Origin of the sequence: Caldanaerobius fijiensis DSM 17918, from assembly GCF_900129075.1 — a bacterium.
GTDB classification, from domain to species: Bacteria; Bacillota; Thermoanaerobacteria; order Thermoanaerobacterales; family Caldanaerobiaceae; genus Caldanaerobius; species Caldanaerobius fijiensis.
On record NZ_FQVH01000007.1, the window covers coordinates 48086 to 72101 of the forward strand.

Genomic DNA, 24016 nt, shown 5'->3' on the forward strand with positions numbered 1-24016 from the left:
AAAACTTAGAACCCCACTTTAGGAATTTCATGAGGTGGTTGATTATAGCCTTTTCGTCTGCCATCAGCCACTTCATAGAGAACCCTATTTGTTTCTATGACACCGTGAATAAATTCAGCATAAGGCTTATGGCAGATATCTACACAGCCAATCTGGAAATTTTCGCCATCAAATCTTCCCAAAACCGCTTGATCATTTAATGTAAAATAATGAGCTCCAACAAAATATTTACTGCTAACTCCATTTTCCATATAATATCGATAGGCCTTGCCTCGTTCTTCCTGCGTAGTTACTCCACGTAATCCTGTGGCCGGTAGTCCCCTATCCAGTGCCCCAAAATGAAATTCCCCTATCATCACTGGCATATTGGTTAACCGTCCTATACTCTCTACATCTTCAAATGGATTAATCTTATAGCAATTGATAGAGAAAACATCAAAGTTCTCGCAACCGGCTAAAAGATTCTCATTTGAGATAAAAGCATATCGCATGCCCAAATTCATGTGATATGGGTCTACCCTCTTGCAAGCTACACTAGGAATTTCTACATATGCCTTAATCATCATTCTAGAAAAATCCGTTAGATCCTTTTCAGCAGCCTTGGATAGCTTTGATGCCCGTCTAATTCCTTTCTTCAAGCATTCAAAACTTTGAAGTGAAACATTCCATGCTCTGTTGAACTCTTTAATATCACCGCCATATCTTTTTGATAGGAATTCTATCAGGATTTCTTTCGAAAATAAATCTTCTTCATTCTCCAGTAATTCTTCAGCTATGTTGAGATCCTGTATAAAAGCCCATTGAGGTTCATTTCTTAAAAAATAACCGATCATATAAGGATCATCTACAAAATCCTCAAGCTGTTTAGCAAATTCATTTGCTTTTTTTTGATATTCCGGGCTAAATACATCAGGAAAATCCCTGAACACCTTCTTAGTCGTATCGGGGAAATTGTTAAGCTGCCATACATAGGGTAATTTAGCATAACGTATGAATTCAAGTGATGACCAGTTGCCAATAGTATTAAAGCCCCATTCTATGAGTCTTCTTCGCGTAATCTTTGCCCATTCACTCCACCATTTTTCACCAAATACCCTGATCAAATTCGCTATACCAAAATCAAAAAACTCGAGCTTGCCTTCCTTTCGCCAAGCTTCTTTATATTCTCCATTCTCATCAGGTAGCCATTTGTAGAGTTTTTTTATGCCGTCTACCCTCCCCGAAACTCCAGGATTAACACAATCTAGACCAATGCTTTGAAAAGCATAACCTTCGGGATCAACCAGCCACCATCTTTCTCCATCATATTGAGTCCTAAAGTATCCTGTACTCTCAAACTTCTTTTCCTTCCATCCTCCGTAATGGCTTCGGTTGTCAGAGAATATCGCATCATCTGGCTTAGCTGATTCTTCCTTTAGATAAACCTTAAGCTCATTTATACTTTTCGTTTTTGATGGCCACTCCTTAATTGCATACTGGCCCATTTCATCTACCAGCTTAATATCAGGCAACGGGTAATCAGGTTCATTTTGTGAAAGATGAAAGTTGGAAATCTCCAATTTTTGTTCACTGAAGCATTTCATAACCCCTATAGCAAAGCGATCAATCTCATCTATTGCCACTTTATTTCCAAATAATACTGTTTTTAGTTTTCCAGGAGTTCTGTCCAGAAACATTTTCTGCGAATTCAATGCCTCAAGAGGGAAAGATAGTCTAGTTTTAACACCAGGTAGCAGCCCAAGTGTTACAGATATATTAGGCTCATCCCCTTTATTTCCTTTCCTCCAAAATTCCAATGTAACACCCATAACCCAATCTTCATGATTCACAGCATCAAAAACTATATATTTCGCATCTTTCCACTCTACCCCGCCTAATGTTCCAGGTTCCCCTGTAACTTCTAATTTTCCTCCTTCCTTACTACATAAAAGATAAATTTGGCCATTGTCCCCATACTCTACTTTGCAGTTGACAGGTAAAAACCTTTTCAAATCAAATTGTTTTATCACGTGACACATCTCCTTTACTTTAATAAACATTATAAGGCATCACAAAGTCAGTAAAATATTTTAAACTTTCCCTGTATTTCTCATAGCATTTTCTGTATTTATCTATATCTTCAATATCTGATCTATACAAATCAGCTCTTAGTTGTTCAAAATATGTTTTAAATCTAATTTTAATCGTGTCGTAAATATTTAAATAAAATTGTAAATATTCCCTACTTAAAGTATTGTTTTTGCCCTTTAACAAATCAATCATACGAGAGTATCTGTCACGTTGATATGGGTCGTAGCTATCATTAGTTAACAAATCTATATTAAAATTAATAAAAAGATCCTTTAAATCCAATACAATACCTTCTATTGCATAATTAATAAGATACCCTTGTTTCGCAACCACTCTATCCAACAAAGCATTTATCTTTTTACGTATATTTTTATCAGAAGATACCATATCTAGAAAGATAATATCCAATAAATCTCTAACAGTCAGTTCTTCTTTCTTTTCTATAGCCATAATAAAATCATTTGCTATCTTATTCTTTTCCTCTTTTGATAAATTATTTGATTTATCTTTTAAATATATTATAAACTCATAAGGGACATTTTGTAAATCTAAAATAGTATCTTTATCTTTTATCAATGCGTTTTCTGTTAAAAAATTATATGATATTTCAAAACCATTATAATGAAAGTTTTCTTTAATACCTGGCGTTAAATCTTCCAATATAGCCAACATTTCCTTGTTATGAGACAATAGGTAAAGCTCATTTTGGCCTGAAAAAATATTGCTTTCATTAAGCTGGTTTGTAGAATCTAAATTTCTTTTTAAACCTATAAAATACCTATAAAGCTCTTTGTCCAAATCTTCGACATTATTCCAGTTATATCCCTCATCATTTTTTATTTTCAAATACTCTAAATTTTTTTCCCTGGCTGTTTCAACCATTATAACCACTGTATTTATATATCGTTTATATTCTTCACTCTCATTATTAAATAATTTATAATTTGTTTTCTCATAAAAACTCAAATTTTTAAACCTATCCTTGGCTTCAATAAATTTTTTCTCTACAAATCCTACAAACTCTTTTATGGTTTCATAAGCTTCTTGTGTATCAGATATATAACCTATTTTGTCTATTAAGTCCAGGTAACGCTCGGTATACTCTTCTAAATTAACTATTTTCGATTCATTTTCATAAATTTTATCTATAAGCCAGTTTATCTTTCTATAAGAAAGATAAAAATCTTCAAACTTATTTAAATTCATATTATGTTCCATTTCAGCACTTAAAAGATATTTATAAAAATTTTTTGTCTGCTCGTATTTTGCGTTGTTGACTTTAATATGAACAACCGAAAATAGAAGAGCAAAAGTCAACAATACACTTATTATAGATGTTACATTATTTTCATCTTTAATGAGATTATCTACGTATTCAGTAGCTGCATCAGATTTGGTAATATTAAGAAATTTCTTGCAAAATTCAATAATGGAAGCAAATTCAAATGGTAGTTCTACACCATACTTTAACATTTCAAAGAATGTCTTGGGCACTTTTATTAGATCTACACCTACCACACATATAGCAATAACATTAAATAGGAAAGATAAACCTTGTAGTGTCATATCATATACCCTTTTATTTTTATTTCGCAGTTTCTGTCCCAATTCTGTCTTTGTAAATGCACTGAAAATAGGATCAATAAACATAGAAAATGTTGTAACCCCAATTACCGCTCCACCTAAATAGAAAGAAAGACCAATAACCATACAAAAAACAGCAATTCTAAGCCATGGGTAACTCTGCCATATATTAAAAAATTCTTTTATAAATTTTAAGAATCCAGCAAGTAAAAAACCCCCGTCAGCCTGATTAAATGATATAAATGATAGTAAAATATATAAAGTAAATAAGATAATGATACTACATATTATAAGTAAATGCTTATTTAAATTTTTATACTTGTTTTTCATCAGTCTGTACTCCTTTCTACTTCATTTATTACTTGTTTTTCGTATTTATATTTAGTCACCGTTTCAACTATAGCAATTATAATACTTGCAAAGAATAATATAATATGTGAATAACTGTTTTTCCCCAAAAGATTATGAATATACACAGCAATCTTATTATGAGGGTATTCTATTATACCCAAAAACGATTCGCTTAGTGTAGCATTATAAAATCCATGTTCAAATGCGAAATATGCAAAAGCAAAAAGAGTTAATAAAATAAAAGGTAGCTTTTTTAATATACCTCCTTTGACTTTTACGACAAGGCCCATGCAAAGAACAATAAGTCCCGTTGCTACAATATGTGAAAAATTAACCTTCATATCAATAAATTCAAATGAATTCAGAGAACCACAAAAAAAATTAAGTTGTTCCTTACCTCTTTTATAGAGCAAATCTTCAAAAAAGTTAAAGCTCGCACCAGATACTATACCTGCATATGCAAAATCAGATAGAGAAAGATTTCTCTTTCTTTTCTTGGACATTATATAAATTACAGGTATAACCTTTGTAAACTCCTCTAAAGGTGCAATGTATATAGGTCCATGCTCAATATTGTTTATTACATTAAAATATAAATAATACTGAACATAAATCGTATATGGAAGAACAACTATAACAGTAAGACTGATAATAGCAAAAATATCATTGATCTTTAAATTTTTAGTCCAGAATATAAAATAATAAATTACCAGTACATATAAGAATACAAATAGGTTTTGAATGTAAATATTCTGAATTGGTAGTTGCATTGCAATATCCTCCTTCTCCTAAATTTATAGTCTTTGTAAAACCCTAAAATCCTTCACTTTCAATGTTTTGTTTTCATATCAAGCAAGAAATTCCCTCCTCTTTTATCAACTTAAAGTTTTAATAAATTTATTTTAAGAATTTATTTCCAAAACCAAAATATAACTCTAATTACCGAATATCGAGACATTCAAAATGCATAATTTACCATATAATTTTCAAATGGGCAAATTTTTGTCTTTAATATTCTACATATTTCTTCATTTTCCTCCATCTTCACACACTATTTTTACTAGATTCTTAAAAAAGCTTAACAAAAATATTAGCTGCTAAACAGTACATTATTTCAACAAAAAAATACTCTAAAATTGCAAAATAAATTACCCTTGTTTGCTGAGTATAATTAATTAATTTTCTATTTCTCGCATAAAATTGGCAAATTTTCTACATAATAATAGATAAAAATAAAAAGGTAAGGCAACACATAAGTGTATCCTTACCAATCTATGATTATTATTCCCAGCCTTACACAATCTATAACAGAATATAAAGAAGATCTACCTTAAGAACGGCTTGAAACCTTTGAAGGGCAGATACAGCGCAACGTAACGCGACAGACGAAACAGCTGGAAGCCAGGTGAAGCACATCCAGTGGAAACAGGATAGCTAGAATAATAGCAGAAAAAGCTCAAAGAAATAACACAAATAAAGTCAGTTGGAAAAATTACTAGATATGGAATGATATCTATATTTTCAACAAACGGTTTATAAAAAGCGATGAGATAGAGTTATTAGAAAATTTAGCAGGGAAAAAGGATAAAAAAAGTGAAAGGATTGCTTATTTACAACATCTCCCTGCGGCCTTCTAGTGCTCTCATAAGTGTGACTTCATCTGCGTATTCCAGGTCCCCTCCAACAGGTATGCCATGGGCAATCCTGGTGACTTTTATCCCCAATGGCTTTATCAGTCTGGAAATATACATGGCTGTCGCCTCACCTTCTACATCTGGATTTGTAGCAATTATCACTTCCTTTACATCATCAGTACAACGGGATATAAGTTCCTTTATTTTCAGCTGATCTGGACCTATACCATCCATCGGGGATATGACACCGTGAAGGACATGATAAAGGCCTTTATAATTTTTAGTCTTCTCCATAGCCACTACATCCCTGGGATCTTCTACAACGCAAATGGTGCTCTTATCTCTCACTGGATCAGAACAAATACTGCAGACATCGCTATCCGTTATGTTCATACATACAGAGCAATACTTGAGTTTATTTTTAGCTTCAACCATAGCTCTGGCCAAAGACTCCACGTATTCCCTCGGCGAATTTAAAAGATAAAAAGCCAAACGTTGCGCTGTTTTTGGTCCTACACCTGGCAATTTGCCCAGTTCTTCTATTAATCTGGCAATAGGAGGAGCATAGTAATTCATTATATTTCACCCTATTCCTGGAAAACCAGGTATATTGAAGCCTGCTGTGATCTTACTCATTTCGTTAGACACTATTTCATCAGCTTTCCTCAAAGCTTCATTTACAGCAGCCAAAATCAAGTCCTGGAGCATCTCTATATCCTCAGCTGCGGATTCATCGATTTTAATATCTACCAGTTCTTTTTTACCATTCACTACCGCTGTAACAGCGCCGCCACCTGCTGAAGCCTCTACCGTGCGATTTTTTATTTCTTCCTGCAGTTTTTCTATCTCCTGTTGCATTTTTTGAACCTGTTTCAGCATATTGTTCATATTGCCCATACCCGGAAAACCTTTCGGCATAATCAAATCCTCCAATCAGTTTATTTTTATACTACTATATTATAATACATAAACATATAGTATCGCTACATCAACTGATTATTCTTTTATAATTTGCACTTTATCTTTTCCAAAAAACGAGATCAATTCATTCACCATCTCTTTCTCGGCTTTCTGACTCTCATCATCTTTTTTTAGTTCAGGGCGAAAGGCCATTTCAATACCAGTAATTTTTTTCAATAAGTTTTCTATAAAAGCAACATTTTCTGCTTTTTTAAGCGCATCCCTGAAAATGGACTTATCTACCTCGACGATCAATGCTCCATTTTCATATCGCGGAGTTGCATTTTTCATAAAAACATAAAGCGCCATTTTTTCTCTTTTAACCCCATCCAGAAGAGCAGACCATACATCGCGTATATCAGGAAGGCCCTTAACATCTGCAACTTTCTTGGTTCCTGCACCAGCATCTGACGCCTTTTCAACACTTCTGGTTTCCATGGCCTTTTTGCCATTTTCTAAGCCAGCTTTATCGCCGCTAACTGTTTGCGATATAGTAGCAACCTGACCCTCGCTTTGTCCTTTAGAAAAGGTGGCTTGCTTTTCTAATCTTTCTATTCTGTCCAGAAGTCCATTGATATCATTGTCGATATCAGGCTGGCATAACCTCACTACCGCCACTTCTAATATCACTTTAGGTAACACTGCCCATTTAATCTGATTAGCAGAGCTGTTTAATATCTCAATGCACCTTATCAGTCGATTTTCACTGTATCCCATAATCTGTCTTCTTATCTCATCTTCGAGATGTCCTGCGTATTCTTCCAGCCCTGTACCCACCATCCTGGCCATCAACAAATTCCTAAAATGCCTTATGACATCATCTAAAAATTGAGCTGCATCTCTTCCAGCTCCATAAACGTCTTCTACAATTTTTAAAGCTTCTGCTACATTATAATCTAAAACAGCCCTTGAAAATCGAAGAAGAATATCGTCATCTAGTGCACCTAATACCTCCAGAGCATCCTCATGAGTGATTGTGTCTCCACAATAGGATATGCATTTGTCTAACAAGCTCAAAGCATCCCTGACCGCGCCATCAGCCTTTGATACGATAAGATTCAAAGCCATATCATCTACTTTCACTCCAACCCTATCCGCTATAGACCTTAAATGCGCCATCATATCACCGTCGGAGATTCGCCTAAAATCAAAGCGCTGACATCGCGATAGAATAGTCGCAGGTATCTTCTGAGGATCTGTTGTGGCCAAAATGAATATGGCATGAGCGGGTGGTTCTTCCAATGTCTTTAAAAAAGCATTAAAAGCCGAAGTAGAGAGCATGTGAACCTCATCAATAATATAAACCTTATAGTTCCCCATCGCAGGTGGATATATTACATTGTCCCTTAAGTCCCTGATATTGTCAACGCTATTGTTGGATGCTGCATCAATTTCATATATGTCCATGAAAGTAGCGTCATCGATTGCCTTGCAGTTATCACAGATGCCGCAGGGGTCTCCCTTGGCATTATTGCTACAATTCACTGCTTTTGCAAAAATCCTGGCAATGCTGGTTTTACCGGTTCCCCTTGTACCGCAGAACAAATAAGCATGGGCTAGATTGCCCGTTATTACCTGATTTTTTAATGTCCTGACCACATGCTGCTGACCAACCACTTCTGAAAAGTTGCTCGGCCTGAACCTCCTGTACAGCGCAGTATACATAACATCATCTCCATCAAGCTTCAAAGCTTCTCTTAAGCTTTTTCACTTTATTGAACCCAACCGCATCGCGCATGATGTCAAAAGGCATACGACTATAGCTTTCTTTGCCGCGCACAAGATCGCCAAAGTAATTCATGACATTTGGATGCTTTTTAATAATGGTAAAAACCCGTTCATAATCTCTATAAAATACATTTGCTATAAGTGATGCCACTTTTATATCCTTTATAAATGCTTTTTTTATACTGTTATTGTAACTTTTAATCCCATCTTTACCACCACCTGAAAGGGCCCTGGCAATAGATCTGGCCGCCAGTATCCCGCTTTTTACTGCATAATATATGCCTTCACCTGTAAATGGATCCGTCAGCATCGCCGCATCCCCTGCAAACACAATCCTATCGACAGAAAATGCATCAAAGCTCCCGTCGTTTAAAGCAATGGGATGACCTTTTAGGGTAGCAATAGAACCTGGTGGTATATCTTCTTTCTCCATAAAATTATAAAGCAAATCTCTTAAATTATTATACTTTTTTACAAAAGTACCTATGCCTGACAAGCTGTCAGATTTCGGGAAAATCCAGGCATAACCTCCCCTTATTGCATTAAAATCCACTTTTACAGTCCCCTTATACCTTTCTAAAGCTTCCTTCCCAACAGGAATTTCCGCCTCCAATGCTATCCCATAACGCCTTTTTATCCCAAATTTTTTGCCAATAACGCTAAATATACCGTCAGCAGCCACCACATATTTCCCGCTATACTCACTTTTTTCAGTTATGATATGTACACCGTCTTCTTGTTGAATCACATCCACAACTTTTTCTCCCTGGTGAAACTCCACCCCGGCTTCACAGGCTTTTTGTACCAATCGCGCATCAAAAACATCCCTCTTTACCATGTAGATCCACGGTTCTGTCGATTCTAACACAACAGGTTCGCCTTTACCATAAGCAAATACCATCTTATATGTCATGTCTTCTACGACGTCAGATATGTCAAAATCAAAAAGATCATAGCACTTTTTAGTAAGGCCTCCTCCACATGCTTTATAGCGAGGCAACACCTCTTTTTCGATAAGCAGTACTTTGTAGCCTTGTGATGCCAGATCCCTGGCAGCTGTCGCTCCTGCCGGGCCTGCCCCCACAATTATTGTATCATATATAGACATAACTATATCCTCCCACTCGCATCGGCGAAATGTCCCATTTTTACTTGCCCGTTTCTATACCTGATGCCTTAATTACATCGACAATAAATTGACGACTATCCGCTCATGACAAACAAATAAGTATATTGCATATAATGTGCATATAATAAAAGAGCCCCTCACAGGGAACTCTCAACTGCATCGTTATGTATAGGCCATGCACCGGATTTCGACATAGCCCTCCGAGCGGAACTCTTGTAGTTAACTCAGACCAGGCTACCCTGCGGCACACGCAAGTGTCCACTTACCGTTGCTTCCTCCCGGACCTGGCGGGGTTCATGGAGTTGCGTTGCGCAGGACCCAATCCTCATCGCCACTTGCAAAAGTCAGACCTCACAGGGCTAAGCCTCAACTCCGGAATTCAATCCTGCTAAGGCGGATTGCAGGTACAGGGCACCGCCAACTCCCCATCTAGCATGGCCATGACTTGGCGGAGAGAGCGGGATTTGAACCCGCGGTACGCCTTTTTAGACGTACACTCGATTTCCAATCGAGCGCCTTCGACCACTCAGCCATCTCTCCATATATAATAGTTAGTATATGGCGGAGAGAGTGAGATTCGAACTCACGGGACACGTTAATGTGTCCACTCGCTTTCGAGGCGAGCGCTTTCGACCACTCAGCCATCTCTCCATGCTAATATGCTCTACTCATAACTTTTTTATTCTCTTTTTTCTAAAAAAGTCTTTCAACAAAGCACTACACTCTTCGGCTTTAATACCTTTTATAACCTCTACTCGATGATTTAAACGCTCATCCTGTACTATATTCATAAGGCTGCCACATGCGCCAGCCTTGGGATCCATAGCTCCTATAAATAGACGCTTTATACGTGCTAAAACTATTGCGCCAGCACACATCGGACAAGGTTCTAAAGTCACATACATATCACAATCATTCAAACGCCAACCGCCTAAGCGAATATTAGCATCCTGTATCGCTAAAATTTCCGCATGAGCCGTAGCATCTTTCTTCATCTCTCTCTGATTGTAGCCTCTGCCCACAATACAGCCGTCTTTTACAATTACAGCACCAACAGGCACCTCATCCATTTCCAAAGCCTTTCTGGCCTCCGCCAGTGCTTCATCCATATTACGCTCATGCTCAGTCACACACTATCACCAACAGCCTTTATTTTAACACAAGGTCGTCACTTTGTCAACACAAGCAGGTAGCTGCCTGTGATTTACAATTTAGATAAGTAAAACTTTTTAGATACGGTAAAACTTTATTCCGAATTCGACAAACAAGTGAACTACATCTCCGCAAGTGTAAAAGGTCTCCTGGTAATAGTGAAAGCTACATTGTAGAAAACTGTGAGATTATCAAAAATTACCAGAAAAATATATTTTAAAAAACCCCTTTTCTTTTAGAACATTGAGTGTTAAACTTATATTGTGAAAATTCTCTTTTTTGTTAAATGTTTAATTAATACTTAAACTTTACCAGATAGAGGAGGGTTTTTATGAAAAAATCAATTAAAAACTTCATTGCTGGTTTCTTAGTTGCAACCATTATTATGGCATTTTCTTCAGGAATAGCGGCAACTGCAATGCAAAAAATTGAGGTTAAACTAAATACTGTAAAAATTAAGGTAAACGGCAAACCAGTAGTAGCAGACAACATCTTATACAAAGGTACAACATATGTACCATTACGAGCAATCAGTACGATGCTCGATAAGGATGTCATATGGGATGGCAAAACAGGTACAGTACATATCAATGATAAAGGTTCAACTAATACCGGTGAAATAGGATATTCTATAAATAATCCTGCATCTATAAATACACCATTAATAATTGATTACGATTTTTTGTTAGATAAATATAAAGCAAAAGTTACTGTGACAGATATAATTAGAGGAGAAGAAGCTTGGAAGATGGTAGAAAACGCTAATATGTTTAATGAACCTCCCAAAGATGGCTATGAATATTTGTTAGCTAAAATAAAATTCGAACTCATTGATGCACAAAATGCTTATGACTTATCTCAAGCAAGTTTTAAGTTAGTATCTGAAAAAGGCAAAGTATATGATACACCTTTGATAGTTGCACCGGATCCATCAATAGATACTTCCTTATACAAAGGTGCATCGCACGAAGGATGGGTAGCTTTTCAAGTAGAAAAAACTGATCTCCATCCCGTAATAACTTTCGGAAGGAAATATGATGGCAGTGGCGGAATCTGGTTTAAAGCATACAAATAAAATTTAAAGCCCTTGTAATCTCTACAAGGGCTTTTTGCTGTGCGCCTGAAAGGAATCGAACCTCCGACACGTGGTTTAGGAAACCACTGCTCTATCCACTGAGCTACAGGCGCAACTTCTATTGACAGATGTATTATATAACATCCATATACATTTGTCAACATTTTCGAAGCTTTTTCTTTTAATTCGCAATTTACAATATTTACAAATAGATTGTTTCCGATTTTGTACTCAAACAATTTTGTAGCATTCAAATTACGAATCTAAGCAAAAAATTTTACTTATTTACAATTTTACCGCGATAAAGTATAATAAAACCTGATATTAAAATAAGAAATTGGTGAGAGGAGAAAAAGAAATGAACAAACGTATATTGCGCAAAATCGGTTTAATCATAACTGTGTTCCTTTTAATCTCGGCAGTATTGGTTGGATGCACATCCAATAGTTCTTCTAGCGCATCAAAATCCTCAGGCGTAAGTGACAATTCCCTTCAAAGAGTAAAACAAGCCGGCAAGCTCACAATAGGTATAGATGACGCATTTCCTCCTATGGAGTTTAGAGACGATAAAAATCAGCTGGTTGGGTACGATATCGACCTGGCAAGGGAAGCAGGTAAAAGGCTTGGTGTAAAGGTAGAATGGATTCCCACAGACTGGAATGGTGTAATATTGGCTCTTAAGTCGGGGAAATTCGATATCATCTGGTCTGGCATGAGTATAACAAAGGAGAGGGCGAAGGAAGTAGATTTTAGCCCTGCATATATAAATGAATCACAGGTGGTAGTTGTAAAAGCGGAAAATAACACCATAAAGACCCAAGACGATTTAAAGGGGAAAGTAGTTGGAACTCAGTTGGGAAGTACAGGTGAAGAAGCAGCTAAAAAGCTCAAAGGGTTAAAAGATTTAAAAAAATACTCTAAATATACCGAAGCATTTTTAGATCTTGATGCAGGAAGATTAGATGCTATTGTGGTCGATGAACTGGTAGGCAGATATTACATGACCAAAAGACCCAATCAATTTAAAGTGGTGCTCTCGCTGAATAAAGAGCCTTTTGGCATCGCTTACAGGAAACAGGACAAAGAACTTCAAAAGGCCCTCAATAAAGTCATGGCAGAAATGAAAAAAGACGGAACTATGGCCAGGATATCTAAAAAGTGGTTTGGCGAAGATATATCTACGTGGGAATAACTTTTTGCCCTTTGAAAACCTCAAAGGGCAAAAATTATTTATAAATAGGGGTGAAAAAATTGGACTTTAAATACTTTTTAAGTTTAATTCCTGTTCTAGGAATAGGAGCAATCATGACTATAGAGCTTACAATACTTTCGATAATCTTTGGTACCATTTTAGGATTGATATTAGCCTTAATGAAAATCTCCAGTAACTTTATTGTATCTAAAATTGCCGGATTCTATATATACATCATGAGAGGCACGCCTCTTTTGCTCCAGCTATTTACCATATACTACGGGCTTCCATCTCTGGGTATAAAGTTGAACCCTTTCCCCGCTGCGGTTATAGGTATGAGCTTAAACTCAGCTGCATACGTAGCTGAAATAATAAGGGGTGGCATACAATCCATCGATAAGGGTCAAATGGAAGCTGCAAAAGCACTGGGCATGACATACTTACAGGCCATGAAGCGAATAATTCTGCCCCAGGCATATAGAAGACTTATACCGCCTATGGGGAATGAGTTCATTGCGCTCCTTAAAGATTCATCTTTAGTATCAACTATAGCGATGGTTGATCTGATGCGTACGGCGCTGCAGATGTATTCCAATTCATTTAAACCTGTAGAAGTATTTACTTTAGCAGGACTTTATTACCTTCTGCTGACGTCTATATTTACACTAATCTTCGGGAAAATGGAAAGGAGATATTCTGTATATGAATAACAGTGCAGCGATGATTTCTATAAACAACTTGCGCAAATTTTTTGGTACAAATGAAATTTTAAAGGGCATCAACCTGGACGTAAAAAACGGAGAAGTCCTGGTTATCATAGGACCAAGCGGCTCAGGTAAGAGCACGCTTTTGCGGTGTATAAAGGGTCTCGAAAGACCAGATAGCGGCACTATTTATATAGAAGGTCAAAAGCTAGATGAAAGAAATAAGAATTACAGGGTACTCCAGCAAGAGATAGGGATGGTTTTTCAACACTTTAACCTGTTTCCTCACATGACAGCACTGCAAAATGTAATAGAAGGGCCTATAACAGTGAAAAAAATGCCCAGAGATAAGGCCATAGAGAAAGGATTAAATCTATTAAAAAAAGTAGGCCTTCTGGATAAAAAAGATGAGTATCCCTCAAGGCTTTCAGGAGGTCAAAAGCAAAGAGTAGCTATAGCCAGGGCTTTAGCTATGCAACCTAAAATAATGCTTTTTGACGAGCCCACATCGGCTCTGGATCCCGAACTGGTACAAGAAGTCTTAAACGTAATGAAAGAATTAGCTGGTGAAGGTATGACCATGATAGTCGTGACCCACGAGATGGGATTTGCAAAAGAAGTGGCAGATAAGGTCGTCTTTATGGACGATGGTATGATTTTAGAAGAAGGCTCTCCAAACGTTATATTTTCTGATCCAAAACACATTCGGACCAGGAACTTTTTGGGGAAAATAATTTTAACCTGATAAATATTATTGACATCCTTGCCATGCTGGTTTATACTGGTAAGTAAAGGAGATGAGGGATTTGGAGCATTTTGTTATCATAGGCAATGGCATAGCAGCCCTTTCTGCTGCCGAAGCCATCAGACGCATTGATGGTGAAACTCCCGTTACCATGGTAAGCGAAGAGCCTTATCACACCTATTATAGGACACAGCTATCTCATTTATTAGGCGAAGACCCAATCGCAGAAAATTTACTGGTACACAAACCCGAATGGTACATTGAAAAAAATATAAAAGTTCTCTTAAATCATCGCGTCACCGGTATTGATTTTGCACAACAAAATATAACACTAGACGATGGCATCGTTCTTGAATACTCAAAACTCCTTCTCGCAATGGGAAGCTATCCTTTTATACCATCGATTGTTGGTACCAACTTAAACGGGGTGTTCACCATAAGGACGTTAAATGATACCAAAAAAATCTACGATTATATTAAAGACAAAAAAACGGGAGCCATTATCGGTGGTGGGGTATTAGGTCTTGAAGCCGCCTGGGCATTGGCCAATAAAGGCAAAAAAATATATGTTATCGAAAATTCAGCTTATATAATGGTAAAACAATTAGACAAAAACGCTGCAGAAATCATACAGTCTATGGGTGAAAAAGCCGGTATCTCTTTTATAGTTTCTGCTCAACTCAAAAAAATCAACGGTGAGCAATCCGTTTCAAGCATTGATATAAATGGCTCTTCTGCCATACCGGTGGATTTTGTCATTTTCTCTACAGGTGTCAGATCCAATGTAGCATTATTAAAAGATAGCCCTATTAACGCAAACAGAGGCATAGTGGTAGATCAGCACATGAAGACCAACATAGAAAACGTATACGCCGCTGGAGATGTGGCAGAATATAACGGATATTCCTATGGAATATGGCCGGTAGCCAGAGAGCAGGGAAAAGTTGCGGGAACTAATATGGCTGGAGAAGAGATTCTCTATAGTGAAATCGTGCCATCAAATTACGTAAAGGTGTTCGGAGTCGACATCTTTTCGGCAGGAGACCTCTGCAATGACGGTTCATATCAATTTGCCGTTGAAGACACTGATAAATCAAAAAGCATATACAAAAAGGTATTCTTTAAAAATAATATGCCAGTAGGAGCTATTCTTGTAGGCGACACAAAAGAAGCCAACAATATATCAAAAGCAATTAAAGAAAAAATAACCATGGACGATGACTTCATAAAAAACCCCACTTTTGTATCTTTCATTGAAAGCATAAATAAAATACGAAAAGAGAGACCCTGACGGCCTCTCTTTTATTCTCCACTCTTCCTAATATTTTTACAGTACCTCTTCTATTTCATATTCCTGCGTCCCAAGATTTCGCTTTTCCAGTTCATTCAACTGTATAAATGGGTTTTTGCCATGAAGCCTCTCAAACAGGTGACCTGTCTCTCCCAATTCCATACCCATAGGAACTCCAGCTTCGATGAGATCTTCTACTTTTATGGAATCCAAGCTGGCGCGCTCAATAGCCACAATATCTTGAGATGCCATAATACCAATATCAGGTACCAGCGATGGCGTAGTAAGTCCCCAGCAATCACAAAGCGCTGTTATGTTTGTGAGGAAATTAATATAGAATACGTGACCTGGTTCAAAAGTTTTCAATACCTCTTCAGTGCAAATGGCCATTCCTGTCTGGAAATCCTCATACCTATGGGTATCCAACTTTATAGCGCCGGTGGGACATACCTTCACGCAGTGCTGGCATAATGTGCAATTATGATAATTTATTACATATCTTCCATTTTCGTCAAAACTATTGGCGTTGTGATTGCAGCTGCTTACACATTGTTCACAATGTATGCAAAGATCTTCATTCCACTCCAGGCCTCCTTCAAGACCGTGAATCTGCTGCCTCGTTCGGTCTGTCACACAGCCCATGGCAATATTTTTACATGCCCCGCCATATCCGCAGACGCCATGCCCTTTTACATGAGAAAAGTCTATCATAACTTCTGCGTCGTGTATGTATCCTCCGATATCTACGTCCTTAAATGTCTTGAAATCCACTTTTTTCTCATAATAATACTTATTTAAATAGCCACATACAGGCACTATAGGTACACCTAAAAATTCCTCAGTGTAACCCCTATTTCTCGCTCCATCAACAACCTGATCTGTTATATATACTTTTGCACCAAAAGCCTTTAGTTTGTCTACCAATGTTTTTACAAAAAGCGGATGAATAGTAGAATAACCTATTCCACGGCCTAAGTGCATCTTTATTGCCGTCCATTTGTCTTTTACCACCTCTGCCAGGCCCATATCTGCAGCCATTTTGTCAATCATTCTGCTGAATTTTGCCGGTAATGTCGCGTTCCCGTCGTATTTATCGTATCTAGCTGATGCAAATAACACTTTTGATGCCATAAAAATTTCTCCTCCCTCAAATAATGATAAAAATGCACAGTACACATATAATCATTATATCACAACAAATCTATAAATTGTACGTGAACTTATCAAACATCTTCGCAGGATTTTTAATCCTTTTGTCGAATATCATATATTATAATGTCATGACAATATATAAGGGGGTAAATTCAATGGCTGATAAGTTAAGGGTTGGCATTATAGGCGTTGGCGGTATTGCTAACGGTAAACACATGCCCAACTATGCCAAATTAGACAATGTGGAAATGGTAGCATTCTGCGATTTAATCGAAGAAAGAGCGGCAGAAGGTGCTAAAAGATATGGTACACCCGATGCAAAGGTTTTTACTGATTATCGCAGGCTTCTGGAGATGAAAGACGTCGACGCTGTAAGCGTATGTACCACCAATGATGCTCATGCTGAAATCTCCATAGCAGCGATGGAAGCCGGAAAACATGTGCTGTGCGAGAAACCCATGGCAAAAGATGCTGAAGGTGCAAGGAAAATGCTGGAGACCGCCCGGCGAACCGGTATGAAGCTGTCTATCGGCTATCAGAACAGATTTAGACCTGAAACCCAATACCTCAAGAAACTGATAGAAAATGGAGAGCTTGGTGAAATATATTACGCCAGGGCAATCGCTTTGCGTCGCCGCGGCGTTCCGACATGGGGACAATTCCTATCCATGGAAAAACAGGGCGGTGGACCACTTATCGATATCGCTACCCATGCACTGGATATGACGTTATGGCTTATGGACAATTATAAGCCTGTCAGCGTCACAGGCGCCGCTTTTCACAAGCTCGGCAAGATGAAAAATGCTGCTAATATCTGGGGACCGTGGGATCCTGACAAATTTGAGGTTGAGGATTCGGCTTTTGGCTTTGTTAAATTTGAAAACGGTGCAGTTGTGTCAGTAGAATCCAGCTGGGCATTGAACATGGTCACAAAAGGCGAATCAGACAATAGCTGCATCCTTTGCGGTACAAAAGCCGGTGCCGAAATATTAGAAGGCCTTACGTTAAACGGTGAAAAGTTCGGAGAACTATATACCTGGCAGCCAAGTCTTAAGAGACTTCCAGATAGAAGCTATCTTGAAATAAAAGAATGGGTTGACCACATCACAAATGATGGACCGCTGACTGTAAAACCTGAGCAGGCCTATGTAGTAAGCGTAATACTGGATGCTATATATCAATCATCAAGAACTGGAAAAGAAGTATACGTGAATGTCGATATATAAATTTCAAGATGGGGCATCCCCATCTTTTTAATTGCAATATTATTGTCAAAATTCAAAAGATTGACGACAATCTCAAAGGGGGAAACAATTATGAAGGTATCGTTTACCACTCTCTCATGCCCTGACTGGCCGTGGGAAAAAATCTTAGATGAAGCTGCGCGTTTAGGGTACGACGGTATAGAGATAAGAGGCATAGAGGGAGAGATGTATCTGCCAAAAGCAAAACCATTTTTGCCTGAAAACATTGATAAAACAAAGATGTTGTTGAAGCAGAAGAACCTGAAGATATGTTGCCTCGATACATCATGTTCATTCCACGATAAGGCCACTTATAATAATTATTTGCAGGAAGGTATAGATACTATCGATCTGGCCTTTAAAATGGAGGTGCCTTTTATAAGGGTGTTTGGAAACAGTATACCCAACCTGGAGGAAGAAGAGGATGTCATCAATATGATTTCCAACGCCATGAACGAACTGGGGCATTATGCAGAAAGCAAAGGCGTATGCGTTCTCATTGAAACTCATGGAGACTTCGCCAATACAATCAGACTACTTAAAGTCCTGGAAAAAGTGGACAGCAACTCTGTAGGAGTCCTCTGGGATATAAACCACCCCTATAAGGCATTTAGCGAACCTGTAGAGGAAACCTACGCCAGGCTAAAAAATTATATCAAACATACACACATTAAAGACTCTATCGGAGTCGGTAAAGAAGCTAAATTGTGTATGATCGGACAGGGAGATATGCCTATAGCCCAATGCATTGAAATACTGAAGCAAAATGGCTATAACGGCTGGTTGTCATTGGAGTGGGAAAAGAAGTGGCACCCCGAATTGGAAGAACCTGAAATAGCATTAGAAGTATATATCCGCTACATAAAAAACCTTATGAAATAGTAAAATTGCGTTACATCAAATATATAAAAAACATAAGGATGAGCACTTATTTCTCATCCTTATGTTTTTGCCTTGTGTTTTAAAACACTTATAATTGCAGGTAACAGCGATATTAAAATAATAGCTACAAGGACAAAGCTAAAATTTTCCTTAACAAACTTAAGATTTCCAAAATAATACCCTCCAAAGGCGAATAAAGCAGTCCAGCTTATGCCGCCAATCATATTGTAACTTAAAAACCTCAAATATCGCATTTCGCCAATGCCAGCCACAAAGGGGGCAAACGTCCTTATAATAGGTATAAATCTGGCCAGCACAATAGTCATAGCCCCATATTTCTCATAAAAATTGCGAGCCTCCAGCAGGTACTCTTTCTTAATGAATTTAACATTCTCCTGTTCATATATCATATACCCTATTTTTTTGCCGATATGATAGTTCACTGTATCCCCCAGGATAGCAGCTATGGCCAGCACTACATATAACACTGCAATATTCAGAGAGCCTATTGCAGCAAAAGTCCCTGCAGCAAATATAAGAGAATCCCCCGGCAAAAAAGGCGTCACAACTAAACCTGTTTCTAAAAATATCACTGTAAAAAGAATAAAATACGTGATCAAACCATACGTCTGAATTACAGCTCCCAGGTACTTATCAAGGTGCAAAATCAAATCGATAAAAGTCTTTAGTACCATCAATTACACTCCCTAAAAATAGCATCTATATATTTATACTCCTGTATACATACCATTATACACCCATTGGAAGCCTGTGAATATTAAAATACGATTAAAAAGTTTTATAAAAAATAGCATGTTTTTGACATGCTATTTTGGGCGCCATTTATTCTTTTATTGATTCACAGTATAATAACATCTCTTAGGAGAGGTTATTTTGCCCTCATCTTTTAATTCCTTTATCGCCTTTTGAACTTCTTTTTGTTCAATTCCCGCAAGATTTGCAATTTCTCCAGGCTTCAGTGGCTTACCGGCTTCGCTTAAAACTTTTAAAACAGTATCTTTCGCACTCATAAGTTGTCCTGGTCCAAAAAACTTAACCGTTTTTCATTTAACGGATTCTCCTGACCAGGTCTTTTCCTCCTTTCAATAAAATTACTCTTATTGATAACATCTCCATCTATTATTTTACCAGTTTCTTGTATTTAATCAAATAAGTTAATTATTTTTTATTGGCTGCTACAACCTCCTTTCTATCCCCCCCACACACACACTTTCTTCATCGCATTCATGATTCAATGCAATTATTTACTTGATGTTATGGGTCATTTAATATACAAAATCAGTGACATTGATTTATTGGCGGTTCTTTCTGCGGATATGGATATAAAAAACCTATTTCTCCCAGAAAAAATTTTAATCTCACTTATGATACGGTTCAGCGTGTATTATCTTGAAACACCTATATAGCTGTTCTAAAAGTATCAATCTGAAGAGTTGATGTGGAAAGGTCAATTTTGAAAAGGATAGCCGCATATCCGCATTTTTCACCAGCTCATCGCATAAGCCCAGTGAACCTCCTATAACAATCGTTATATCGTTCTTGCCTGACAATATAAGTTCATTTAATTTTGATGCCAATCGTTCCGACGACATCTGTTCACCGTTTATATCCGTAACAATGACAAAGCTACCCTTCTTTATCTTTGCCCTGATTCTCTCGCCTTCTAATTGCTTTACCTGCTCTTTTTGAGCGTCAGAGAGGTTTTCCGGCGCTTTTTCATCCGGCACCTCTACAATATTTAATTTGCAGTACCTCGAAAGGCGCTTTGCGTATTCGCTCACGCCCTCCTGTATGTATTTTTCTTTTATCTTACCTACCGCAATAATATCTATACCCATAAAAAATGCCCGGATATACCAGGCCTCCTCCTTTGCTGCAAAATCTTATTGCAACTTCACGCTAACCACCTTTTTATTTGTCGTAACCGTTATGGTATCACCGGGGTTCTTGCTAAAAAGTATTTCCTTCAGCTTAAGCATTGTATTCACAGGCTTTCCATCAATGCTCAATATCACTTCTCCTGGCCTCAGCCCCGCTCTATATGAAGGACCGCGCCTATCAATGTCAGCGATGTATACGCCCTTTGTAAGCTTTATATTTTCGTTAAAGTACCCGGCAATCTCCCTGTCATATGCCACTATACCCATGTATGCCGCCTTAAAACTCCCCGTCTTGAGTATCTTCTGAGCCACCGGCTTAACGATGTTTATAGGTATAGCAAAACCCAGTCCTTCTGCCGTACTGACTTTAGCTGAATTTATACCTACTACATTACCCTGGGCATCCAGCAGTGGGCCCCCGCTATTTCCCGGATTTATAGACGCATCAGTCTGAAGCAAATCTTCCAGTATAGAATTTCTACCATCTTCCTTGATCATAATACTTCTGTTGACAGCACTTATAATCCCAGCTGTAACCGACCTTTCGAACCTGAGGCCTAAAGGATTGCCTATAGCTATGGCCTGCTGCCCAACTACCACTTTATCAGAGTCCCCCAAATCCACTGCAGGCAAATTCGTAGCATTTATCTTTATTATGGAAAGATCCAGAGATGGATCCGCCCATAGTACTCTGGCAGGCAGAGTTCTTCCGTCAGCCAGGTAAACTGTCACTCTTCGGGAAGTTTTACTGGCCACATGGTTATTTGTAACAATGTAGCCATCAGAATCTATTATAAAGCCGGATCCCGTACCTTCAACCTGTCTCGTCCTGAAAAATAGGTCGGTTGTTATGTCTACAGTCACTATTCCCACCACAGCCGGCATAACCTTCTCAGCCACCGCTGTGGTTACAGTTTCTTTTACAGCCTGTGGAATAACCACTCTGGTATACGCCTTCCCTGGCACCTGCAGCGCAGGCGGATACGGAAGGATCTTGCCATATAAATATTGAGGAGCTATGTAAGCTGTAACAATACTCCCTATAAAAGCCCCTATAATCGCGATAGCAGCTATCAGCCACCATATGTTGTTCTTTTCTCCATGGTACCCGTTCAACAAACCACCCCTTTTATAGTTTTACCACTTCACTTACAAACTCTCTTGAAGCTACTTTTACATCTAATTTTACGCCATTCTCCATAAGTTTATTCATAACAGTGTTTAGCGCCAATTCAGGGGTGTTGTTGTTCTCACTCAAATGGCCCAAAAAAACCATTCCACACGCTCTTAGCCTGGATATCTTAACCAGAAATTCTGCTGCAGCATCATTAGAAAGGTGCCCATAATTGCTTAAAATCCTCTGCTTTAAAAAGTAAGGGTATCGCCCTTCTTTCAGCATTTTTACATCATGATTGGATTCCAATACCAGTACATCAGAGTCCATGACACAGCGTGCTACCCCCTTGCTAACATATCCCAGATCAGTTACCACTGATATCTTATATCCACCGTACCTGATGCTGTAAATTACAGGTTCCGCTGCATCATGCGACTTTTTATATGCAACAATATTCAAATCACCTATTGTAAACTCAGTATTGGATTCAAAAATGCGGATATTCTTATCGCAGATCTTACCTATCTGTCCTGACATAGCATCCCATGTGGGACGATTGGCGTATATGGGTATATCAAATCTTCTTGATAGCACTCCAGCGCCCCAGATATGGTCTCTGTGTTCATGGGTTATGAGAATAGCATCTATATCGCCGGCATAGACATCGATCTCCTTAAGAGTTTTCTCAATAGCTTTACCATTCATGCCCGCATCTATCAATATCTGGGTATCACCTGAACAAATATAGTAACAATTGCCGTTGCTGCCACTTCTCAGAGAACAAAATTTCAGAGCCATCAGTCTTTTACCCTCACGATGTCGCCGCCCAGCTGAATGAATTTATCCTCAATTCTCTCATAACCCCTATCTATATGCTCTAAGTTGTGCACTATACTCATACCTTTTGCCGTCAAAGCAGCAACCACCATAGCCGCTCCTGCTCTTAAATCAGTCGCTGAAACCTCTGCGCCTAAAAGTTCTTCTACGCCTTCTATTATAGCACTTCTGCCTTCCACTCTGGCGTTGAGACCCATCTTTTTGAGCTCTTCGATATATTTGAACCTGCTCTCCCACACATTCTCCGTTATTATGCTGGTACCTTTGGATATGCCGAGCAATACCGCCATGGGCTGCTGTAAATCTGTGGGAAAACCCGGATACGGCAACGTCTTTATGTCTACCGCCTTTGTCCTTCCATTTCCTATAACCCTTATGCTGCTCTCCCCTTCTTCAACGATTACTCCCATTTCTTTCAGCTTAGCCGTTAACGGCTCCATGTGGGTTGGAATCACATCATCTACAATTATATCACCTTGCGTCGACGCCGCCGCAATCATAAACGTACCCGCCTCTATCTGATCGGGTATTATAGAATACTCGCAGGGTCTTAATTCGCTAACACCTTTAATTCTAATCACATCCGTCCCTGCACCCTTTATAGATGCGCCCATGGCATTCAAAAAGTTCGCTACATCCACTACATGGGGCTCTTTGGCTGCATTTTCTATAACTGTCAATCCCTCTGCCATACACGCAGCAAGCATGATATTTATTGTGGCACCAACACTCACTACATCCAAGTATATATTGCTGCCGATCAATTTATCAGCCTTGGCGTGGATAATGCCGTGTTCAATGTATACTTCAGCCCCCAGGCTTCTAAACCCTTTTATATGCTGATCTATAGGCCTTACCCCGATATTACAGCCGCCAGGCATGGGAACATGAGCTTCTTTATACCTCCCTAAAAGAGCCCCCAAAAAATAATAAGAAGCCCTCAACCTATTGGCCAGGTCGACGGGAATCGACGTGCTCTTTATATTACTGGAATCTATATAAATCGTATTACCTTGAAAATCCACTTTAACACCTATGTATTCCATCATATCCAATAAATAAAATGTGTCATTTATCCTCGGTATATTAGATATCACACAACGAGAACATGATAAGATAGCTGCAGGTATTACTGCAACCGCTGAATTTTTTGCACCACTAATTTTAACGCGCCCTATAAGAGGCTTTCCACCACGTACTACAAACTTTTCCATTTTATCTTCCCTTCAGCTATTTAAAATAGTACAATTAAACTTTAATACAAAATC

The 24016-nt window shown here is 38.2% G+C and carries 22 protein-coding genes, 3 tRNA genes and 1 other RNA gene; 7 read left to right on the forward strand and 19 right to left on the reverse strand.

The features are described from left to right. Nucleotides 1-5: 5 nt before the first annotated feature. The 11 genes from BUB87_RS04710 to tadA form a co-directional block, all read right to left on the reverse strand. Nucleotides 6-2039 carry a beta-galactosidase gene (locus BUB87_RS04710; protein WP_159432368.1) on the reverse strand — a complete coding sequence of 678 codons (2034 nt, stop codon included), beginning with the start codon at nt 2037-2039 and terminating at the stop codon, nt 6-8. Further along, nucleotides 2029-3984: a hypothetical protein gene (locus BUB87_RS04715; protein WP_073342204.1), complete on the reverse strand. Its 1956-nt coding sequence runs from the start codon at nt 3982-3984 to the stop codon at nt 2029-2031. The genes BUB87_RS04710 and BUB87_RS04715 overlap by 11 nt, the downstream gene beginning before the upstream one ends. Next, the gene (locus tag BUB87_RS04720; RefSeq protein ID WP_073342206.1) at nt 3984-4775 is read right to left on the reverse strand and encodes a PrsW family glutamic-type intramembrane protease; all 792 of its coding nucleotides are present in this window, start codon (nt 4773-4775) and stop codon (nt 3984-3986) included. Before BUB87_RS04720 ends, BUB87_RS04715 begins: the two co-directional genes overlap by 1 nt. Nucleotides 4776-5615: 840 nt before the next feature. After that, complete coding sequence (gene recR / locus BUB87_RS04725) at nt 5616-6215, reverse strand: recombination mediator RecR (RefSeq protein WP_073342208.1); 600 nt, start codon at nt 6213-6215, stop codon at nt 5616-5618. A gap of 6 nt (nt 6216-6221) precedes the next feature. After that, the gene (locus BUB87_RS04730; RefSeq protein WP_073342210.1) at nt 6222-6557 is read right to left on the reverse strand and encodes a YbaB/EbfC family nucleoid-associated protein; all 336 of its coding nucleotides are present in this window, start codon (nt 6555-6557) and stop codon (nt 6222-6224) included. 78 nt (nt 6558-6635) lie between these two features. Then, entirely contained in the window at nt 6636-8288 is a 1653-nt protein-coding gene (gene dnaX / locus BUB87_RS04735) for a DNA polymerase III subunit gamma/tau (protein ID WP_084110899.1), read from the reverse strand. After that, nucleotides 8278-9435, reverse strand: a complete 1158-nt coding sequence (locus tag BUB87_RS04740; protein WP_073342212.1) for an NAD(P)/FAD-dependent oxidoreductase — start codon at nt 9433-9435, stop codon at nt 8278-8280. Before BUB87_RS04740 ends, dnaX begins: the two co-directional genes overlap by 11 nt. A gap of 194 nt (nt 9436-9629) precedes the next feature. Beyond that, nucleotides 9630-9894: signal recognition particle sRNA large type (gene ffs, locus BUB87_RS04745), an RNA gene on the reverse strand. 8 nt (nt 9895-9902) lie between these two features. Beyond that, a tRNA-Ser gene (locus BUB87_RS04750) sits at nt 9903-9996 on the reverse strand. A gap of 19 nt (nt 9997-10015) precedes the next feature. Then, nucleotides 10016-10107: transfer RNA gene (locus BUB87_RS04755), tRNA-Ser, on the reverse strand. Nucleotides 10108-10124: 17 nt separating this feature from the next. Then, the gene (tadA, locus tag BUB87_RS04760) at nt 10125-10586 is read right to left on the reverse strand and encodes a tRNA adenosine(34) deaminase TadA (RefSeq protein WP_268761583.1); all 462 of its coding nucleotides are present in this window, start codon (nt 10584-10586) and stop codon (nt 10125-10127) included. A gap of 353 nt (nt 10587-10939) precedes the next feature. On the opposite strand from tadA, the gene BUB87_RS04765 reads away from it, so the two are divergent. Next, nucleotides 10940-11683, forward strand: coding sequence for a stalk domain-containing protein (locus BUB87_RS04765; protein ID WP_084110902.1), 744 nt, complete (start codon nt 10940-10942; stop codon nt 11681-11683). A 40-nt stretch (nt 11684-11723) separates the two neighbouring features. Here the strand turns inward: BUB87_RS04765 and BUB87_RS04770 are convergent. After that, nucleotides 11724-11796: transfer RNA gene (locus BUB87_RS04770), tRNA-Arg, on the reverse strand. 245 nt (nt 11797-12041) lie between these two features. Between BUB87_RS04770 and BUB87_RS04775 the strand changes: the two genes are divergently transcribed. The 4 genes from BUB87_RS04775 to BUB87_RS04790 all read left to right on the forward strand — a co-directional run bounded on the left by BUB87_RS04775 (nt 12042) and on the right by BUB87_RS04790 (nt 15615). Further along, entirely contained in the window at nt 12042-12875 is an 834-nt protein-coding gene (locus BUB87_RS04775) for an amino acid ABC transporter substrate-binding protein (protein ID WP_073342214.1), read from the forward strand. Between the two features lie 59 nt (nt 12876-12934). Beyond that, a complete protein-coding gene (locus BUB87_RS04780; protein ID WP_234945956.1) occupies nt 12935-13585 on the forward strand; it encodes an amino acid ABC transporter permease in 651 nt (216 codons plus the stop codon). 10 nt (nt 13586-13595) lie between these two features. After that, nucleotides 13596-14324 (forward strand): amino acid ABC transporter ATP-binding protein, encoded by a 729-nt coding sequence (locus tag BUB87_RS04785; RefSeq protein ID WP_073342271.1) that lies wholly within the window; start codon nt 13596-13598, stop codon nt 14322-14324. Nucleotides 14325-14385: 61 nt separating this feature from the next. Further along, entirely contained in the window at nt 14386-15615 is a 1230-nt protein-coding gene (locus tag BUB87_RS04790) for an NAD(P)/FAD-dependent oxidoreductase (protein WP_143156612.1), read from the forward strand. A 36-nt stretch (nt 15616-15651) separates the two neighbouring features. Here the strand turns inward: BUB87_RS04790 and BUB87_RS04795 are convergent, their stop codons facing one another. After that, on the reverse strand, nt 15652-16746 hold the full coding sequence (locus tag BUB87_RS04795) for a DUF362 domain-containing protein (protein WP_073342220.1): 1095 nt from the start codon (nt 16744-16746) through the stop codon (nt 15652-15654). A gap of 176 nt (nt 16747-16922) precedes the next feature. Here BUB87_RS04795 and BUB87_RS04800 point away from each other — a divergent pair, with 176 nt between their 5' ends. Further along, nucleotides 16923-17993 carry a Gfo/Idh/MocA family protein gene (locus BUB87_RS04800; RefSeq protein ID WP_073342221.1) on the forward strand — a complete coding sequence of 357 codons (1071 nt, stop codon included), beginning with the start codon at nt 16923-16925 and terminating at the stop codon, nt 17991-17993. Nucleotides 17994-18083: 90 nt separating this feature from the next. Next, entirely contained in the window at nt 18084-18893 is an 810-nt protein-coding gene (locus BUB87_RS04805) for a sugar phosphate isomerase/epimerase family protein (protein ID WP_073342223.1), read from the forward strand. A 59-nt stretch (nt 18894-18952) separates the two neighbouring features. On the opposite strand, the gene BUB87_RS04810 is transcribed toward BUB87_RS04805, so the two are convergent. The 6 genes from BUB87_RS04810 to BUB87_RS04835 form a co-directional block, all read right to left on the reverse strand. After that, nucleotides 18953-19588 carry a VTT domain-containing protein gene (locus BUB87_RS04810; protein ID WP_407641823.1) on the reverse strand — a complete coding sequence of 212 codons (636 nt, stop codon included), beginning with the start codon at nt 19586-19588 and terminating at the stop codon, nt 18953-18955. 156 nt (nt 19589-19744) lie between these two features. Next, a complete protein-coding gene (locus tag BUB87_RS04815; RefSeq protein WP_073342226.1) occupies nt 19745-19924 on the reverse strand; it encodes a MarR family transcriptional regulator in 180 nt (59 codons plus the stop codon). 348 nt (nt 19925-20272) lie between these two features. Continuing rightward, on the reverse strand, nt 20273-20752 hold the full coding sequence (rlmH, locus tag BUB87_RS04820) for a 23S rRNA (pseudouridine(1915)-N(3))-methyltransferase RlmH (RefSeq protein ID WP_073342227.1): 480 nt from the start codon (nt 20750-20752) through the stop codon (nt 20273-20275). Between the two features lie 45 nt (nt 20753-20797). Beyond that, on the reverse strand, nt 20798-21910 hold the full coding sequence (locus tag BUB87_RS04825) for a S1C family serine protease (RefSeq protein ID WP_234945957.1): 1113 nt from the start codon (nt 21908-21910) through the stop codon (nt 20798-20800). A 13-nt stretch (nt 21911-21923) separates the two neighbouring features. Next, complete coding sequence (locus BUB87_RS04830) at nt 21924-22709, reverse strand: MBL fold metallo-hydrolase (protein WP_268761584.1); 786 nt, start codon at nt 22707-22709, stop codon at nt 21924-21926. Then, the gene (locus tag BUB87_RS04835) at nt 22709-23962 is read right to left on the reverse strand and encodes a UDP-N-acetylglucosamine 1-carboxyvinyltransferase (protein ID WP_073342229.1); all 1254 of its coding nucleotides are present in this window, start codon (nt 23960-23962) and stop codon (nt 22709-22711) included. Before BUB87_RS04835 ends, BUB87_RS04830 begins: the two co-directional genes overlap by 1 nt. Nucleotides 23963-24016 lie beyond the last annotated feature (54 nt).

Bases quoted from the DNA above. Each gene is read 5' to 3' on its own strand.
- recR (WP_073342208.1), bottom strand. From the start codon at position 6,215: ATGAATTACTATGCTCCTCCTATTGCCAGATTAATAGAAGAACTGGGC.
- BUB87_RS04815 (WP_073342226.1), bottom strand. From the start codon at position 19,924: ATGAGTGCGAAAGATACTGTTTTAAAAGTTTTAAGCGAAGCCGGTAAG.
- BUB87_RS04785 (WP_073342271.1), top strand. From the start codon at position 13,596: ATGATTTCTATAAACAACTTGCGCAAATTTTTTGGTACAAATGAAATT.
- BUB87_RS04730 (WP_073342210.1), bottom strand. From the start codon at position 6,557: ATGCCGAAAGGTTTTCCGGGTATGGGCAATATGAACAATATGCTGAAA.
- BUB87_RS04800 (WP_073342221.1), top strand. From the start codon at position 16,923: ATGGCTGATAAGTTAAGGGTTGGCATTATAGGCGTTGGCGGTATTGCT.
- BUB87_RS04835 (WP_073342229.1), bottom strand. From the start codon at position 23,962: ATGGAAAAGTTTGTAGTACGTGGTGGAAAGCCTCTTATAGGGCGCGTT.
- BUB87_RS04810 (WP_407641823.1), bottom strand. From the start codon at position 19,588: ATGGTACTAAAGACTTTTATCGATTTGATTTTGCACCTTGATAAGTAC.
- BUB87_RS04710 (WP_159432368.1), bottom strand. From the start codon at position 2,039: ATGTTTATTAAAGTAAAGGAGATGTGTCACGTGATAAAACAATTTGAT.
- BUB87_RS04720 (WP_073342206.1), bottom strand. From the start codon at position 4,775: ATGCAACTACCAATTCAGAATATTTACATTCAAAACCTATTTGTATTC.
- BUB87_RS04740 (WP_073342212.1), bottom strand. From the start codon at position 9,435: ATGTCTATATATGATACAATAATTGTGGGGGCAGGCCCGGCAGGAGCG.
- BUB87_RS04830 (WP_268761584.1), bottom strand. From the start codon at position 22,709: ATGGCTCTGAAATTTTGTTCTCTGAGAAGTGGCAGCAACGGCAATTGT.
- BUB87_RS04765 (WP_084110902.1), top strand. From the start codon at position 10,940: ATGAAAAAATCAATTAAAAACTTCATTGCTGGTTTCTTAGTTGCAACC.
- BUB87_RS04795 (WP_073342220.1), bottom strand. From the start codon at position 16,746: ATGGCATCAAAAGTGTTATTTGCATCAGCTAGATACGATAAATACGAC.
- BUB87_RS04775 (WP_073342214.1), top strand. From the start codon at position 12,042: ATGAACAAACGTATATTGCGCAAAATCGGTTTAATCATAACTGTGTTC.
- rlmH (WP_073342227.1), bottom strand. From the start codon at position 20,752: ATGGGTATAGATATTATTGCGGTAGGTAAGATAAAAGAAAAATACATA.
- BUB87_RS04805 (WP_073342223.1), top strand. From the start codon at position 18,084: ATGAAGGTATCGTTTACCACTCTCTCATGCCCTGACTGGCCGTGGGAA.
- BUB87_RS04715 (WP_073342204.1), bottom strand. From the start codon at position 3,984: ATGAAAAACAAGTATAAAAATTTAAATAAGCATTTACTTATAATATGT.